A 17,018-nucleotide genomic window follows, 5' to 3' on the forward strand; every position below is an offset into this window, starting at 1 on the left:
GACCACCCTAGTGCGGCACGAGTCACTTCGGCGGCGGCGGCTTGGGCACCTCGACGTTGAAACCGCCGATGATCTTTTCGATGTCCGGTGCTTCCTCGACCGCTTTGTCCGCATATCCGGTGACCGTGAACTGGACCAGGTAGCGCTGCTTGGCCGGCGGCGCGCCGGTCGCGATCACGATGCGGTTGTAGCTGTGCATCCGCTTGCCGTTGAGGTCGTAGCTACCTTCGATCATCGCCGACGGGAAACCCTTGAAGTCATCCATCGAGGCGTTGAGGCGCTTAAAGTTCTGCGACATCTCGGCGTCGACGTAACCGTGCTTGATGGCTTCGGCCGGATCGAAGTCGCCGGTCAGCTTCATCACCACCAGCATCGCGATCGGGTACGTCTCACCCTTGGCGATCACCCGGGTGCCCGGCGCGAAGTTGGTGTTGAAGTACGGCGCCCAGCCCTGCGGCGTGGGGAACGTGATGGTCAGGTCTTTGAGCTTCTCCGGAAACACGGGCTGGCCGGCCACGCCGGCCTTCTCGAAGAACGCCGCGACCGACATCGGCTTGTCACCCTCGGCCGAAGTGCTAAGCGTCGGCGACGACGACGTCGACCACACCGACTGATAGTTCGGCGGCTCGGTGCCGCAGCCCGAGGCGACCGCGATCGCGACGACACCAACCGCGGCAAAGCGAAAGGCCTTGAGCCTCACAGAATCTCGTGCACCGCGTCGATCGGCCGGGCCAGGCGGGTGCCCTTCGAGGTGACGACGAAAGGCCGTTCGATCAGGATCGGGTTGGCGGCCATCGCGTCGAGCAGCTCGTCGTCGGTCGCGTCCGCCAAATTCAGCTCCGCATAGAGCGATTCACGCTTGCGCACCGCGGTGCGAACGTCGATGCCGGCGTCGGAGATCATCTTCGCCAGCTCTTCACGGCTCGGCGGCGTCTTCAGGTACTGAACCACCGTCGGTTCGATCCCGTTCTCGCGCAGCAGATCCAAGGTCTTGCGCGAGGTCGAGCATTTCGGGTTGTGGTAGATGACGCTGTCCGGCATCTACGCCGACCCGTCGAACAAGCTGGTGACCGACCCGTTGTCGAACACTGCGCGGATCGTGTTGGCCAGCAGCGGCGCGATCGACAACACGGTCAATTGCGGGAAGCGTTTGTCCTCGCCGATGGGCAGCGTGTTGGTGACGATCACCTCGCACGCCCCGGAATCGGCCAGCCGGTCGCGGGCCGGATCGGAGAGCACGCCGTGCGTCGCGGCGATGATCACGTCACCGGCGCCGTCGGCCTTGAGCAGCTTGACCGCACCGGCGATCGTGCCGCCGGTGTCGATCATGTCGTCGGTCAGCACACAGGTCTTGCCGCGCACATCGCCGACGACGCGGTTGGACACGACCTGGTTGGGCACCAGCGGGTCGCGAGTCTTGTGGATGAAGGCCAGCGGAACGCCGCCCAGCGCGTCCGCCCACTTCTCGGCGACGCGGACCCTTCCGGAGTCCGGCGAGACGACGACCATGTCGTGGTCGGCGTAGTTCTCCGCGATGTAACCGGTGAGCAGCTTCTGCGCCCGCATGTGGTCGACCGGGCCGTCGAAGAAGCCCTGGATCTGGTCGGTGTGCAGGTCGACGGTGACGATCCGGTCCGCGCCTGCGGTCTTGAGCAGGTCGGCGACCAACCGCGCGGAGATCGGTTCACGTCCGCGGTGCTTCTTGTCCTGGCGGGCGTACGGATAGAACGGCAGGATCGCGGTGATGCGCTTGGCGCTGCCACGCTTGAGCGCGTCGATCATGATGAGCTGTTCCATCAGGTACTGGTTCAGCGGCGCCGGGTGGCTCTGCAGCACGAACGCGTCACAGCCGCGCACCGACTCGTCGAACCGGACGAAGATCTCGCCGTTGGCGAAGTCCCGGGCGGTCTGCGCCGTGACCGGCACGTCGAGTTCCTTGGCGACCTGCTCAGCGAGTTCGGGGTGCGCCCGACCGGAGAACAGCATCAGGTTTTTGCGGTTGTCGGTCCACTCGGTGCCCACAGTGCGCCCTCAAGGTCGGGGGATCGATACCGCTCAATGGTACGGGTTGCCGGATCGCGAACATCCGGCAACTGGCTCACGACGTGGCGGCGTCCTCGGAGTCCCGCGCTGAATCTGATGCCGCCTGCGCCGCGGCGGCCGACGCCGAGCCGGGCCGGTTGCGCGCGACCCAGCCTTCGATGTTGCGCTGCGGACCGGCCGATACAGCCAGCGCTCCCGGCGGCACGTCGTCACGCACGACGGTGCCTGCGCCGGTGTAGGCGCCGTCGCCGATGGTGACCGGGGCGACGAACATGGTGTCCGATCCGGTCCGGACATGCGAGCCGATCGTGGTGCGGCTCTTGCGCTCGCCGTCGTAGTTGACGAACACGCTCGAGGCGCCGATGTTGCTGTGTTCACCGATGTCTGCGTCGCCGACGTAGGTGAGGTGTGGCACTTTGGTGCCTCTTCCTACCGTCGCGTTCTTGGTCTCGACGAAAGCGCCGAGCTTGCCGTCGGCGCCCAGCAGCGTGCCCGGCCGCAGGTAGGTGAACGGCCCGACCGCCGCGCCCGCACCGATCACGGCCAGCTGGCCGTGGGTGCGCACCACTGATGCGTCGTCGCCGACCTCGACGTCTTCGAGGGTCGTGTCCGGCCCGATCCGGCACCGGGCGCCGATCTCGGTCGTGCCCAGCAGCTGGGTGCCCGGTTGCACGACGGTGTCGCGGCCGATCGTCACGTCGACGTCGATCCACGTGGTCGCCGGGTCGATGACCGTCACCCCCGCCCGCTGATGCGCCGCGACGATGCGCCGGTTCAGCTCCGCGCCCAACGCCGCCAGCTGCACGCGGTCGTTGACGCCGGCCACCAGCATGGGGTCCCCGACATGTTCGGCGCGCACCGCGTGCCCGTCGGAACGGGCGATCGCCAGGACGTCGGTCAGGTACTGCTCATGCTGAGCGTTGTCCGAGTTCAGCCGCTTCAGCGCGGATCGCAGCGCGGCGATGTCGAACGCGTACACCCCGGTGTTGACCTCGGTGATGGCCTGCTGCGCCGGGTCGGCGTCGGCCTGCTCGACGATGCCGGTCACCTCGCCGGCCGCGGTGCGCAGGATGCGGCCGTACCCGGTCGGGTCGGCAAGCGTGGTGGTCAGCACCGTGACGGCCGCCGACTCGGCGTTGTGCGTGGCGATCAGGCCAGCTATGGAGCCGGGGTCCAGCAGCGGGACGTCCCCGGAGGTGACGACGACGGTCCCGGCGAACTCCGGCGGCAGCGCCGACAGAGCGCATTCGACGGCGTGGCCCGTGCCCAGCTGCTCCTCCTGCACCGCCGTCGCGACGTGGCGGCCGAGCTTCTCGGCGAGCTGCCCGACCGCTTGCGAAACGCGCTCGCGGTCCTTGCCGACCACGACGACGACGTGCTCAGGCGCGACTTCGGCCACCGCGTGCAGCGCGTGCGAGAGCATGCTCCGACCGGCCAGCGAGTGCAGCACCTTCGGGGTGTCGGACCGCATCCGCGTGCCGGCCCCGGCCGCGAGGACGACGACCGCTGCGCCAGTAGAAGCCGTCATCTGGCTCTCCTCTCCGCCGAGTGACCGTGTTTGTGCACCGACACGCCGTCAACAGTGTCATTTTGCGGTCGCTCGCGGCAAAAGTGCTCCGTCGCCAGGACTCGAACCTGAACTATCTGAACCAAAATCAGAGGTGCTGCCGATTACACCACGACGGATTGACCAACCCGTGATGTTAGTCGAAGCATCTAACCTGATAGGCGTGGCAGCACTCGACAAAGAGGTGCGGGCACCGCGCGCCAGGATGACCGGCGCCGAGCGGCGCCACCAGCTCATCGACATCGCTCGAACGCTGTTCGCCGAGCGCGGCTACGAGGGCACCTCGATCGAGGAGATCGCCCAGCGGGCGAACGTCTCCAAGCCCGTCGTGTACGAGCACTTCGGGGGCAAGGAAGGGCTGTACGCGGTGGTGGTCGACCGTGAGATGTCGGCGTTGCTCGACGGCATCACCTCGTCGCTCACCCGGATGACCAACAACCGCTCCCGGTTGCGTATCGAACGCGTCGCGCTCGCGCTGCTGACCTATGTCGACGAGCGCACCGACGGTTTCCGCATCCTGATCCGCGACTCCCCGGCGGCGATCACGTCGGGCAGCACCTACTCGACGTTGCTCAACGAGGCCGTCAACCAGGTGTCCTCGATCCTGGCCGGCGACTTCTCCCGTCGCGGTCTGGATCCGGAGATGGCGCCGCTGTACGCCCAGGCGCTGGTCGGCTCGGTGTCGATGACCGCGCAGTGGTGGCTCGATGTGCGCGAGCCCAAGAAGGAAGTCGTGGCCGCGCATCTGGTGAACCTGTGCTGGAACGGGTTGATGCATCTGGAGAACGACCCGCTGCTGCTCGACGAGTGACGTAGGCACGCAAACCCTCGTCGCGGCAGGCACTTCGGCGCTTGCCTACGATGGAGGCATCATGACCGCATCGGGGACCCTTGCTGTCCCGACCCCGATCGCCGGGCTTGTCGAACTGGCGTTACGCGACCCCTCCCTGGACGAGCTCTCGCGTCGTGCCGCCGACATGCCCGCCGATCTCGCCATCGTCGGCCCGGCCAGCGCCCGGCTGTTCGTCGCGTGCGCCGTGGCGACGACCGCGCGACCGCTGCTGGTCGTCACCGCGACCGGCCGCGAAGCCGACGACCTGACCGCTGAACTGCGCGGCGTGTTCGGCGACGCCGTCGCGCTGTTCCCCTCGTGGGAGACGCTGCCGCATGAACGGCTGTCACCCGGCGTCGACACCGTCGGTGCGCGGCTGATGCTGCTGCGCAGGCTCGCACGCCCCGACGACGAGCGTCTCGGCCCGCCGCTGCGCGTGGTGGTCACCACCGCTCGCTCGCTGCTGCAGCCGATGGCGCCCGACGTCGCCGCCGTCGATCCGGTCACGCTCGCCGTCGGGCAGGAATCGGATTTCGACGACGTCATCGCGCGGCTGGTCGAACTCGCCTACACCCGCGTCGACATGGTCGGCAAGCGCGGCGAGTTCGCGGTGCGCGGCGGCATCCTCGACCTCTTCCCGCCGACCTACGAGCATCCGGTCCGCGTCGAGTTCTGGGGTGACGAGGTGTCCGAGATGCGGATGTTCGCCGTCGCCGACCAGCGCTCGATCCCCGAGATCGACGTCGACACTGTGATCGCGGTGCCGTGCCGCGAACTGCTGCTCACCGACGACGTGCGCGAGCGCGCCGTCGAGCTGGCCCGCGAACACCCCGTGTCGGAGAACACGCTTCCCGGCACCGTGCCCGACATGCTGGCCAAGCTGGCCGAGGGCATTCCCGTCGACGGTATGGAGGCGCTGCTGCCGCTGTTGCGCCACACCGAGTTGTCGACGCTGTCGGACCACCTGCCCGCCGGAACGCCGCTGTTGATCTGCGACCCGGAGAAGGTCCGCACCCGGGCCGCCGACCTGATCAAGACCGGTCGCGAGTTCCTGGAGGCGTCCTGGTCGACTGCCGCAGTCGGCGGCGATGCCCCGATCGATCTGGAGGCGCTGGGCGCATCGGGGTTCGTCGAACTCGACGACGCACGGGCCGCCGCCCGGACCTGCGGGCATCCGTGGTGGACGCTGAGCCAGCTGTCTGACGAGAACGCCCTCGAGGTCGACCTCCGGCCGGCGCCCTCGGCCCGTGGCCAGCAGAGCAACATCACCGAGATCTTCGCGATGCTGCGCGCCCACGTCGTGATCGGTGGCTACGCCGCGATCGTGACCCCCGGCGCGGGCACCGCACAGCGCGTCGTCGAGCAGCTCGGCGAATCAGACACGCCCGCAATACTTTTGGAGGCCGGCGCCCCGCTGAAAGAAGGCGTCGTCGGCGTGTTCAAGGGCCCGCTGCACGACGGTGTGGTGATCCCCGGCGCGAATCTCGTCGTGATCACCGAGACCGACCTGACCGGCAACCGCGTCACCGCCACCGAGGGCAAGAAGCTGGCCGCCAAGCGACGCAACGTCGTCGATCCGCTGGCGCTCACGGCCGGCGACCTGGTGGTCCACGACCAGCACGGCATCGGCCGGTTCGTCGAGATGACCGAGCGCGTCGTCGGCGGCGCCCGACGCGAGTACCTGGTGCTCGAATACGCGTCGTCCAAGCGGGGTCAGAAGGCTGACAAGCTCTACGTGCCGATGGATTCGCTCGACCAGCTGAGCCGGTACGTCGGCGGCGAGTCGCCGACCTTGAGCAGGCTCGGCGGCAGCGACTGGACGAACACCAAGACCAAGGCGCGCCGCGCGGTCAGGGAGATCGCGCAGGAGTTGGTGTCGCTGTACGCCAAGCGCCAAGCCTCGCCCGGCCACGCGTTCGGCCCCGACAGCCCGTGGCAGGCCGAGATGGAGGACGCGTTCGGCTTCACCGAGACCGTCGACCAGCTGACCGCGATCACCGAGGTCAAGGGCGACATGGAGAAGCCGATCCCGATGGACCGGGTGATCTGCGGCGACGTCGGCTACGGCAAGACCGAGATCGCGGTGCGGGCGGCGTTCAAGGCGGTGCAGGACGGCAAGCAGGTGGCGGTGCTGGTGCCGACGACGCTGCTGGCCGATCAGCACCTGCAGACCTTCTCCGAGCGCATGGCCGGGTTCCCGGTGACCGTGAAGGGTCTGAGCAGGTTCACCACGCCCGCCGAGTCCAAAGCGGTGCTCGCGGGCATGAAGGACGGCAGCGTCGACATCGTGATCGGCACCCACCGGTTGCTGCAGACCGGCGTGACGTGGAAGGACCTCGGCCTGGTCGTGGTCGACGAGGAGCAGCGCTTCGGCGTCGAGCACAAGGAGCACATCAAGTCGATGCGCACCCACGTCGACGTGCTGACCATGAGCGCCACCCCGATCCCACGCACGCTGGAGATGAGCCTGGCCGGCATCCGGGAGATGTCGACGATCCTCACCCCACCCGAGGAGCGTTATCCGGTACTGACCTACGTCGGGCCGCACGATGACAAGCAGATCGCGGCGGCGCTGCGTCGCGAGTTGCTGCGTGACGGGCAGGCGTTCTACATCCACAACCGGGTGCGCTCGATCGATCAGGCCGCCGCGCGCCTACAGGCGCTGGTACCGGAGGCCCGTGTCGTCGTGGCACACGGCCAGATGCCCGAAGAGCAACTCGAGCGCACCGTCGAGGGATTCTGGAACCGCGAATTCGACATCCTGGTCTGCACGACGATCGTCGAGACCGGCCTGGACATCTCCAACGCCAACACGTTGATCGTCGAACGCGCCGACACGTTCGGCCTGTCCCAGCTACATCAGCTGCGCGGCCGGGTCGGGCGCAGCCGCGAACGCGGCTATGCGTATTTCCTCTATCCGCCCGAGGTTCCGCTCACCGAGACCGCCTACGACCGGTTGGCGACCATCGCGCAGAACAACGAACTGGGCGCGGGAATGGCCGTCGCGCTCAAGGACTTGGAGATCCGCGGCGCGGGCAACGTGCTCGGCGCCGAGCAGTCCGGTCACGTCGCCGGCGTCGGCTTCGACCTCTACGTGCGCCTGGTCGGCGAGGCCGTCGAGGCGTACCGGGCGGCGGCGGACGGGAAAACCGTTGCCGCGCCGGAAGAACCGAAGGACGTGCGGATCGACCTGCCCATCGACGCGCACCTGCCGCCGGACTACATCGGCAGCGACCGGCTGCGGCTGGAGGGCTATCGCAGGCTGGCGGCCGCCGCCGACGACGCCGCGGTGGACGCCGTCGTCGAGGAACTGGTCGACCGGTACGGGCCGCTGCCTGAGCCCGCGCGGCGCCTGGTGGCCGTCGCCCGGTTGCGGTTGTTGCTCAAGGCGTCCGGCATCACCGAGGTCAGCTCGGTGTCGGAGTCGACGGTGCGCTTGTCGCCGTTGCAGTTGATGGACTCGCAGCAACTTCGGCTCAAGCGGATGTATCCGAGCGCCAACTACCGGGCCACCACGTCGACGGTTCAGGTGCCGATCCCGCGGGCGGGCGACGGCGTCGGTGCGCCGAGGATCCGCGACCTCGAACTGGCGCAGATGGTCGCCGATCTGGTGCTCGCGCTGGACGGGAAGCCGCAGGGCAGTGTCGACATCACGGCGTTGCCGGAGTCATCGGCCTGACTGCGCCGGCACGAGTCGGGGCCTGATGTTGGTATAACCGAGAGATCAGCGATCTCGTCGAAACGCGTGAGGGGGTGCACCCGATGACCGTCGTTCTGGTCGACCCCCGCCGCCCCTCGCTGATTCCCGTCGACGCGATCGGCCTGCTCGCCGGCGATGTCCAGTACACCGAGGAGATGCCGGTCAAGGTGCCCTGGTCGTTGCCTGCGGCGCGGCCATGCTTTTCCGGCGCGCCGGAAGAGGAAGCCGCTCCCGTGCTGCTGTCCTCGGACCGGGGTCACCCCGCGGTCCGGGCCCGGTTGGCCGCCGGGGACAAGGTGATCTCCGCGCCCGACGCCGTGCCGGGGGAGCGCCTCGTGGACGCCGTCGCGATGATGGACAAACTGCGCATCTCGGGACCGTGGGAGAGCGAGCAGACGCACGACTCGCTGCGGCGCTATCTGCTCGAGGAGACCTACGAGGTCTTCGACGCGGTCCACAGCGGCGATGCCCATGCGTTGCGTGACGAGCTCGGAGATGTGTTGCTGCAGGTGCTTTTTCACGCGCGCATCGCCGAGGACTCGCCGCAGAACGCGTTCGGGATCGACGACGTCGCGGACTCGCTTGTGCGCAAGCTGGGCAATCGGGTGCCCGCAGTGCTCGCCGGTCAGCCGATCTCGCTCGAAGAGCAGTTGGCGCAGTGGGAACAGCGCAAGGCGCTCGAGAAGCCGCGCCACTCCGTGATGGACGATGTGCCGACGGCCCAGCCGGCGCTTGCGTTGGCGCAGAAGGTCATTGAACGAGTGACCGCGGCCGGGTTTCCCGCCGACCTGATCCCCAAGGCGGTCACGTCGGTGACGGTGTGGATGGCCGGCGACGCCGAGAACGCGCTGCGGTCCGCTGTGTTGCGGTTCATGGAGACGGTGCGGTGGACCGAACGCGCGATCACCGCGGGCCGGCGCGCAGACGTGGTGCCCGACGAACTCGACGCCGCGCCTCTGGGCCGGGTGACCGAAGAAGAGTGGCGCGCGCACTGGCCGTCCGACAGGCCGCACGAAGCCGCTGAGGCCAGTGAGGCAGAAGTGGCCGATGAATCGGCCGAGGAAGTGGTCGAGGAAGCAGCCGAGGCCGTCCGGACGGGGGATTCGGCGCGTTAACCGTCGCCGAACGATCATTTTGCGCACCCGAATCGCTCTCACCGCTGAGCCGCCATGTCCCGAACGCGTGGGAACATGGGCAGCAACCGAAGTTGGTTGAGGGGATCTGGTGTCGCCGGTGCGTTGGCTGCGTGCTGTCGCCGTATTGGGGGCGACGGCGCTGCTCTTGGCTTCTAGTTGCTCATGGCAGCTGGGCACCCCCATCCCTGAGGGCGTGCCGCCCCCGGCGGGTGATCCGGTGCCCAAGATCGACACCTACGCCAAGGGCCGCCCGGCCGATCAGCTCCATGCGTGGGCCGCGGAGCGGGCGCCGGCCCTGGGCATACCGGTCCAGGCGCTCGAGGCGTACGCGTACGCGGCCCGGGTGGCGGAGGTGGAGAACCCGAACTGCAAGCTCGCGTGGACGACGTTGGCGGGCATCGGGCAGGTGGAAAGCCACCACGGCACGTATCGCGGCGCGGCGATCCAGCCGAACGGCGACGTCGAGCCGCCTATTCGGGGGGTGTGGCTGGACGGCACCAACGGAAACCTGGAGATCCTCGACGACGCCGCGATCAGCCACGACGGAGATTCGCCGTTCGCGCGCGCGATGGGTCCGATGCAGTTCATCCCGGAGACCTGGCGGCTCTACGGCGTCGACGCCAACAACGACGGCCAGATCAGCGCCGACAACATCGACGACGCGGCGCTGTCGGCGGCGGGCTATCTGTGCTGGACGGGCAAGGACCTGTCGACGCCGCGCGGATGGATGAACGCGTTGCGCGCCTACAACCTCTCCGACCAGTACGCACGGACCGTGCGGGACTGGGCGACCGCGTACGCGAACGGACACCCCCTCTAGACACGCCGGTCGGACACCGACGCTCTAGGCTCGTCGTTTGACGCGCACCAACACGACCAAGGAGACGCCAGTGCCCACTATCGATCAGGTCGGAGCCCGAGAGATTCTCGACTCCCGGGGGAACCCGACGGTCGAGGTCGAGGTTCTGCTGGGAGACGGCTCGTTCGCCCGGGCCGCGGTGCCGTCGGGCGCCTCGACGGGTGAGCACGAGGCGGTGGAACTGCGCGACGGCGGCTCCCGCTACGGCGGGAAGGGCGTCGAGAAAGCCGTGGAAGCCGTGCTCGACGAGATCGGGCCCGCGATCATCGGACTGCAGGCCGACGACCAGCGGCTGGTGGACCAGGCACTGCTCGATCTCGACGGCACCCCCGACAAGTCGCGGCTCGGGGCGAACGCGATCCTGGGCGCTTCGCTGGCCGTCGCCAAGGCCGCCGCGCACGCCGCCGACCTCGACTTGTTCCGCTACATCGGCGGCCCGAACGCCCACATCCTGCCGGTGCCGATGATGAACATCCTCAACGGCGGCGCGCATGCCGACACCGGGGTGGACGTGCAGGAGTTCATGGTCGCGCCGATCGGGGCGGCGTCGTTCAAGGAGGCACTGCGCTGGGGTGCCGAGGTCTACCACTCGCTCAAGTCGGTGCTCAAGAAGCAGGGGCTCTCGACCGGGCTGGGTGACGAAGGCGGTTTCGCCCCCGACGTGGCCGGTACCAAGGCCGCGCTCGACCTGATCCTGTCGGCGATCGAGGCAGCGGGCTTCAAAGCCGGCTCCGACGTGGCGCTCGCCCTCGACGTGGCCGCCACCGAGTTCCACTCCGACGAGCAGGGCTACAGCTTCGAGAACGAGGTGCGCAGCGCCGAGGCGATGGGCCAGTTCTACGCGGGGCTGCTCGACACCTATCCGCTGGTCTCGATCGAGGATCCGCTCTCGGAGGACGACTGGGACGGCTGGATCGCGTTGACGGCGGCGATCGGGGACCGCGTTCAGCTCGTCGGCGACGACCTGTTCGTCACCAACCCCGAGCGGCTCGAGGACGGCATCCAGCGCGGCGCCGCCAACGCGCTTCTGGTCAAGGTCAACCAGATCGGCACGCTGACCGAGACGCTCGACGCGGTGGCGCTCGCCCACAACAGCGGATACCGCACGATGATGAGCCATCGCAGCGGCGAAACCGAGGACACCACGATCGCCGATCTCTCGGTGGCGGTGGGCAGCGGGCAGATCAAGACCGGCGCGCCCGCCCGCAGTGAACGCGTCGCGAAGTACAACCAGCTGCTGCGCATCGAGGAGAACCTCGGCGACGCCGCCCGCTACGCCGGGGACCTGGCGTTCCCCCGGTTCGCCGTGGACCCGAAGTAGCCCGTGGGATAGCCCGTGCCCGAAGCGAAACGGCCCGACCCGAAACGTCGGTCACCGACCTCCCGACCCGGTAAGTCGGGTAAGGCCGGTGACACGGGAAAGGGCCGTCCGCGCACGGCGGCACGCCGCGAGGCGCGCGCAGCCGAATCGCGCGCGGCGGCTGAATCCGAGGACGAAGCGAGCCCGGCCGAGACCAGCGTCGTCATCCGGCGCGCCATCGCCGACTCGGCCGAACGGCAGTCCGAGCAACGGTTCGGGTCGGCGGCGCGGCGCGCGGCCATCCTGGCGGCGGTGGTGTGCGTGCTGACGTTGACCATCGCCGGGCCGGTGCGTACCTATTTCGCTCAGCGCACCGAGATGAAGCAACTGAAGGCCACCGAGGAGCAGCTGCGGGCCCAGATCGCCGATCTCGAGCAACAGAAGGTGAAGCTGGCCGACCCGGTGTTCGTCGCCGCGCAGGCCCGCGAGCGCCTCGGCTTCGTCATGCCCGGCGAGATCCCGTACCAGGTGCAGCTGCCCGCGAATGCCGCGGTGCCGGGCACACCGGACCAAGGGCCGGCAACGGTGAACCGCGACCAGCCGTGGTACACCGCCCTGTGGGGCACGATTGCCGATGCGCCGCACGGGATTTCGCCCGCGCCGCCGCCGGTGGTGTCGCCGGCCGCGCCCGGCGCCCCTCAACCAACGCCAGCACCCGGTGGTTGAGCCCGCGGACCTCGACGCCGTCGCGCGGCAGTTGGGCCGTGAGCCCCGCGGCGTCCTCGAGATCGCCTACCGGTGCCCCAACGGCGAGCCCGGCGTCGTCAAGACCTCGCCGAAACTTCCTGACGGAACACCGTTTCCGACGTTGTACTACCTGACACATCCCGCGCTGACGGCGGCCGCGAGCAGGCTGGAGTCCTCCGGTCTGATGCGTGAGATGACGCAGCGGTTGACGGCCGATCCGCAACTGGCACAGGCATACCGCAGCGCGCACGAGTCGTACCTCGCCGAGCGGGACGCGATCGAACCGTTGGGCACGTCGTTCTCCGGCGGCGGCATGCCGGACCGGGTCAAGTGCCTGCACGTGCTGATGGCCCACTCGCTGGCGAAGGGTCCGGGCACCAATCCGCTCGGCGACGAGGCGCTGGCCGCGTTGGCCGACGACCCCGCGATGGCGGGAATCCTCGAGCCCGGGAGGTGGGCCCGTGACTAGGGTCGCGGCTGTCGACTGCGGTACCAACTCGATCCGTCTGCTGATCGCCGATTGCCTCGAGGGCGGCCTGACCGACGTGCACCGTGAGATGCGGATCGTCCGGCTGGGTCAAGGAGTCGACGCCACAGGGCAGTTCGCCGCCGACGCGCTGGCGCGCACCAGGGTGGCGCTGGCCGACTATGTCGAGCTGATGCGCCGCCACGACGTGTCGGCGGTGCGGATGGTCGCGACATCGGCGACCAGGGACGCCGCCAACCGTGACGTGTTCTTCGAGATGACAGCCGAGGTGCTGGGCGAGGTGGTGCCGGGCGCCGTCGCCGAGGTGATCACGGGCACCGAGGAGGCCGCGTTGTCGTTCCGCGGCGCGATCGACGAATTGGACTCGGCTGCAGCCCCTTTCGTGGTGGTCGATCTCGGCGGCGGATCGACGGAGGTGGTGCTGGGCTCATCGGACGGCGCCGGCGTCGTCGCCAGCCACTCGGCCGACATCGGTTGCGTCCGGCTGACCGAGCGGTGCCTGCACTCGGATCCGCCGACGGCCGCCGAGGTCGCGGCTGCGCGAGAGGTGGTCCGCGAGGGTCTGGCTGAAGCGTTCCGCGCCGTGCCGGTCGAACGGGCCCGCACCTGGGTCGGCGTGGCGGGCACCATGACCACGCTGTCGGCGTTGGCGCAGCAGCTGCCGGCGTACGACCCGGCCGCCATCCACCTGTCGCGGGTTCCGTTCGGCGAACTGCTCACGGTGTGCGACGGATTGATCGCGATGCCACGTGTCGAGCGCGCGGCGCTCGGGCCTATGCACGAGGGCCGCGTCGACGTCATCGGCGGCGGCGCGATCATCGTCGAGGAGCTGGCGCACGCGTTGCGCGAGCGGGCCGGCATCGACGAGCTGACCGTCAGCGAACACGACATCCTCGACGGGATCGCGCTTTCCATCGCCGACTGAGGACCTTCGTCCCTAGCCGGCCGCGTCGCCTGAGACGAGTGTGGAGTACGAGAACGAAACTCTCACACAGGAAGCACGAACCGCCATGAACGCTCACTTTCCCGATCACGACACCATCCGCACGGCGTTGTCGCTCGCGACCAGGGCGCCGTCCATCCACAATTCGCAGCCGTGGCGGTGGCGGGTGTGCGACGAGAGCCTGCACCTGTACGCCGATCCGGACCGGCACCTGCCCAATGTCGATCCGGACAGCCGCGACCTGCTGCTGAGTTGCGGCATCGCCCTGCACCACGCGGTTGTCGCGCTGGCAGCGCTCGGCTGGCATGCCAAGGTGCACCGGTTCCCGAATCCTGGTGAACCACAACACCTCGCCTCGATCGAGGTGCGCCCGCAGGTGCCGGGCGAGGTGGACATCGTCCTTGCCGCAGCGATCCCGAGGCGGCGCACCGACCGCAGGCTGTACAACTCGTGGTGCGTCCCGGAGGCCGACATCGCGTTGATGGGTGCACGGGCTGCGCGGTGCGGCGTGATGCTGCGCGAGGTCGCACTGCTTCCGAAGCTGCAGCACATCGTGGCCGAGGCCGTGCAACAGCATGTGGCCGACGACGACTACCTGCGTGAGCTGACGGCGTGGAGCGGACGCCACGCATCGTTGGCCGGCGTCCCGGCTCGCAACACCCCCGAGTCGAATCCGCACGCCGCCATACCGGGTCGGCTCTTCGCCGGTCCCGCGCTGGCCCAGCCGCCGGAGGTCTCGCCGGAGGACGACTCGGCGACCGTGCTGGCGCTGGGCACCAAGGACGACAGCCCACTGGCGAGGCTGCGGGCCGGCGAGGCCACCAGTCTGACGCTGCTGACCGCGACCGCGCTGGGGCTGGCGTGCTGCCCGGTCACCGAGCCGCTCGAGATCCCGGAGACCAGGGAAGCGTTGCGGGAGGACGTTTTCGGTGACAGCGGCTACCCACAGATGCTGTTGCGCATCGGGTGGGCGCCGGTGAACGCCGATCCGCTGCCGTCGACTCCGCGGCGCGCGCTGTCGGATGTGGTGGAGTGGCCGGACTACTCGGTCGACTAGCGTCCGGTCAGGGGGGCCCACCACCGCAGCAGCGTTCCGCCGTCCGGGCGGCCCTCGACGGTGAACTCCCCGCCGACCTCACGGGCACGGTTGCGCAGGTTCGCCAACCCACTGCCCGTGACGTCGTCGGGTAAGCCTCGGCCGTCATCGCTGACCTCGATGGTGAGGTTGTCGTCCACCCTGACGCCGACGCCCATCGAGGTGGCCCCGGCGTGCCGTACCGCGTTGCTGACGGCTTCTCGCACAACGGCTTCGGCGTGGTCGGACAGCGTCGCGTCGACGACCGAGAGCGGCCCGGCGAACTGGACGGTGGTGCGCAGCCCCGGAACCGAGAACTCGGCGATCGCGCCGTCCAGCCGCTGGCGCAGCCGGGTGGCGACCGAATGGTCGCTCTGCAGGTTGAAGATCGTGGTCCTGATCTCCTGGATGACCTCCTGCAGGTTGTCCACACAATCCGAAAGTCGTTGTTGCACTTCGGCGGACCGCGCCCGCGGGATGGTGCCCTGCAGTGACAAGCCGACCGCGAACAACCGCTGGATCACGTGGTCGTGCAGGTCGCGCGCGATACGGTCCCGGTCGGTCAGCACGTCGAGCTCGCGCATCCGGCGCTGCGATGCAGCGAGCTGCCAGGCGAGCGTGGCCTGGTCGGCGAAGGCGGCCATCATCTCGAGTTGTTCTGAGGTGAACGGATACGCGTCTCGCCCTCGAACCGCCGCGACCACGCCGGCAACGGTGTCGGTGGTGCGGAGCGGCAGGACGAGCGCCGGTCCCGCGCCGGTGCCGAGGCCGACGTCGACCGAGCCGAACTTGCGTGGCATCCCGTCGCGGAACGCCTGACCGATCGGGTTGTCGTGCAGGGAAAAAGCGGTGACGGGTGCGCCGGACAGCGTCCCCGCGGTCGCGGCAACGGACAGTTCGGCCGCATCCGATGATGGGTCGTCGGGATCGGCCGGCATCGCGACGACCGCGGCGTCCGCGCCGGTGAGGTTCAGCGCCTGCAACGCGATGAGGTCGAACACCGCCGCCGGCTCGGCGCCGGACAGCATCTCGTTGGCGATGTCGCGGGTGGCCTCGATCCATGACTGCCGCGCCCGGGACTGTTCGTAGAGGCGGGCGTTCTCGATCGCGATTCCGGCCGCGGCGGCGAACGCCTCGACCAGTATCTCGTCGTCCTCGCTGAACGGCCGGCCGTCGGCCTTCTCGGTGAGATAGAGATTGCCGAACACCTCGTCGCGGATTCGCAACGGAACCCCGAGGAAGGTCCGCATCGGCGGGTGGTTCGGCGGAAAGCCGACCGACGCCGGATGCTGGCGAATGTCTTCCAGCCGAATGGGTTTCGGGTCGTCCATCAGGACGCCGAGCACGCCGCGCCCTTCGGGCAGGTGCCCGATCCGCTCGCGGGTGGGTTCGTCGATGCCCCGGTACACGAACTCGACCAGTTCGTGGCCGTCACCGCGGACGCCGAGCGCGCCGTATCGCGCGTCGACCAGATCGGTCGCGGTGTGCACGATCGTGCGAAGTGTCGCGTCGAGGTCGAGGCCAGAGGTGACCGCCAGCATGGCGTCCACCAGCCCGTCGAGTCGGTCGCGGCCGTCGACGATCTGGCCGACCCGGTCCTGCACCTCTGCCAGCAGCTCGCGAAGCCGCAACTGCGACAAGGTGCCTCGCAGCGACCGGCCGCCATCCGACCGGTCGGTCATGGTTTGCGGTCCAGCTTGGACGCGAAGACCGCGGCCTGGGTCCGGCGCTCCATGCCGAGTTTGGCGAGCAACCGCGACACATAGTTCTTGACCGTCTTCTCCGCCAGGAACATCCGCGCGGCGATCTGCCGGTTGGTCAACCCCTCGCCGAGCAGCCCGAGCAGTGTGCGCTCCTGGTCGGTCAGCCCGGACAGCGGGTCCTTGCGGTCGGCCGAGCCGCGCAGCTTCGCCATCAACGCCGCAGCGGCCCGGTTGTCGAGGAGAGATCGGCCCGCGCCGACATCCTTGATCGCCTGCGCGAGTTCCATCCCCTTGATGTCCTTGATGACGAAACCGCTGGCGCCGGCGAGGATCGCGTCGAGCATCGCCTCGTCGGAGGTGTACGACGTCAACATCAGGCAACGCAGATCTGGCAGGTCGGACAACAGGTCTCGGCACAGCTCGATGCCGTTGCCGTCGGGCAGTCGCACGTCGAGGACCGCGACATCGGGTCGCAGAGCCGGGATCCGGACCATGGCCTCGGCCACCGACCCGGCCTCGCCGACGACCTCCAGCTCCGGGTCCGAGCCCAGCAGGTCGACCAGGCCGCGTCGGACGACCTCATGGTCGTCGACCAAGAAGACCGTGACCACCTGAAGTCCCTCCCA

Annotated in this window: 15 protein-coding genes and 1 tRNA gene; 9 read left to right on the plus strand and 7 right to left on the minus strand. The window is 68.8% G+C overall.

The genetic code is table 11. The features are described 5' to 3' along the window. Positions 1-22: 22 nt before the first annotated feature. The 5 genes from A5663_RS14775 to A5663_RS14795 form a co-directional block, all read right to left on the minus strand. Positions 23-700 carry an LpqN/LpqT family lipoprotein gene (locus tag A5663_RS14775; protein ID WP_068150308.1) on the minus strand — a complete coding sequence of 226 codons (678 nt, stop codon included), beginning with the start codon at positions 698-700 and terminating at the stop codon, positions 23-25. Then, positions 697-1,041: an arsenate reductase (glutaredoxin) gene (gene arsC / locus A5663_RS14780; protein ID WP_068150313.1), complete on the minus strand. Its 345-nt coding sequence runs from the start codon at positions 1,039-1,041 to the stop codon at positions 697-699. Before arsC ends, A5663_RS14775 begins: the two co-directional genes overlap by 4 nt. Then, positions 1,042-2,022: a ribose-phosphate diphosphokinase gene (locus A5663_RS14785; RefSeq protein WP_068150316.1), complete on the minus strand. Its 981-nt coding sequence runs from the start codon at positions 2,020-2,022 to the stop codon at positions 1,042-1,044. A 76-nt stretch (positions 2,023-2,098) separates the two neighbouring features. After that, positions 2,099-3,571 (minus strand): bifunctional UDP-N-acetylglucosamine diphosphorylase/glucosamine-1-phosphate N-acetyltransferase GlmU, encoded by a 1,473-nt coding sequence (glmU, locus tag A5663_RS14790; RefSeq protein WP_068150319.1) that lies wholly within the window; start codon positions 3,569-3,571, stop codon positions 2,099-2,101. An 86-nt stretch (positions 3,572-3,657) separates the two neighbouring features. Continuing rightward, a tRNA-Gln gene (locus A5663_RS14795) sits at positions 3,658-3,729 on the minus strand. An 86-nt stretch (positions 3,730-3,815) separates the two neighbouring features. Between A5663_RS14795 and A5663_RS14800 the strand changes: the two genes are divergently transcribed. From A5663_RS14800 to A5663_RS14840, 9 genes are all read left to right on the plus strand, one after another. After that, positions 3,816-4,421 (plus strand): TetR/AcrR family transcriptional regulator, encoded by a 606-nt coding sequence (locus tag A5663_RS14800; protein WP_068150510.1) that lies wholly within the window; start codon positions 3,816-3,818, stop codon positions 4,419-4,421. 61 nt (positions 4,422-4,482) lie between these two features. After that, positions 4,483-8,121: a transcription-repair coupling factor gene (gene mfd / locus A5663_RS14805; RefSeq protein ID WP_068150322.1), complete on the plus strand. Its 3,639-nt coding sequence runs from the start codon at positions 4,483-4,485 to the stop codon at positions 8,119-8,121. 83 nt (positions 8,122-8,204) lie between these two features. Then, complete coding sequence (locus A5663_RS14810) at positions 8,205-9,257, plus strand: nucleoside triphosphate pyrophosphohydrolase (RefSeq protein WP_082974154.1); 1,053 nt, start codon at positions 8,205-8,207, stop codon at positions 9,255-9,257. A gap of 109 nt (positions 9,258-9,366) precedes the next feature. Next, positions 9,367-10,098 (plus strand): lytic transglycosylase domain-containing protein, encoded by a 732-nt coding sequence (locus A5663_RS14815; protein ID WP_068150325.1) that lies wholly within the window; start codon positions 9,367-9,369, stop codon positions 10,096-10,098. A gap of 70 nt (positions 10,099-10,168) precedes the next feature. Then, positions 10,169-11,458: a phosphopyruvate hydratase gene (gene eno / locus A5663_RS14820; RefSeq protein ID WP_068150513.1), complete on the plus strand. Its 1,290-nt coding sequence runs from the start codon at positions 10,169-10,171 to the stop codon at positions 11,456-11,458. A gap of 15 nt (positions 11,459-11,473) precedes the next feature. After that, positions 11,474-12,163: a septum formation initiator family protein gene (locus A5663_RS14825; RefSeq protein ID WP_068150329.1), complete on the plus strand. Its 690-nt coding sequence runs from the start codon at positions 11,474-11,476 to the stop codon at positions 12,161-12,163. Continuing rightward, entirely contained in the window at positions 12,156-12,653 is a 498-nt protein-coding gene (locus A5663_RS14830) for a DUF501 domain-containing protein (protein ID WP_068150332.1), read from the plus strand. The genes A5663_RS14825 and A5663_RS14830 overlap by 8 nt, the downstream gene beginning before the upstream one ends. Next, a complete protein-coding gene (locus tag A5663_RS14835) occupies positions 12,646-13,596 on the plus strand; it encodes a Ppx/GppA phosphatase family protein (protein ID WP_068150335.1) in 951 nt (316 codons plus the stop codon). Before A5663_RS14830 ends, A5663_RS14835 begins: the two co-directional genes overlap by 8 nt. An 85-nt stretch (positions 13,597-13,681) precedes the next feature. Then, positions 13,682-14,671 (plus strand): NAD(P)H nitroreductase, encoded by a 990-nt coding sequence (locus A5663_RS14840; RefSeq protein WP_068150515.1) that lies wholly within the window; start codon positions 13,682-13,684, stop codon positions 14,669-14,671. Here the strand turns inward: A5663_RS14840 and A5663_RS14845 are convergent. Both A5663_RS14845 and A5663_RS14850 read right to left on the minus strand, forming a co-directional pair. Next, positions 14,668-16,371 (minus strand): GAF domain-containing sensor histidine kinase, encoded by a 1,704-nt coding sequence (locus A5663_RS14845; RefSeq protein WP_068150339.1) that lies wholly within the window; start codon positions 16,369-16,371, stop codon positions 14,668-14,670. The two genes, A5663_RS14840 and A5663_RS14845, sit on opposite strands and share 4 nt — an antisense overlap. Then, positions 16,368-17,003 carry a response regulator transcription factor gene (locus A5663_RS14850; protein ID WP_068150343.1) on the minus strand — a complete coding sequence of 212 codons (636 nt, stop codon included), beginning with the start codon at positions 17,001-17,003 and terminating at the stop codon, positions 16,368-16,370. The genes A5663_RS14845 and A5663_RS14850 overlap by 4 nt, the downstream gene beginning before the upstream one ends. Positions 17,004-17,018: the final 15 nt, after the last annotated feature.

The organism is Mycobacterium sp. E740 (assembly GCF_001672895.1).
In the GTDB taxonomy this organism is placed as follows: domain Bacteria; phylum Actinomycetota; class Actinomycetes; order Mycobacteriales; family Mycobacteriaceae; genus Mycobacterium.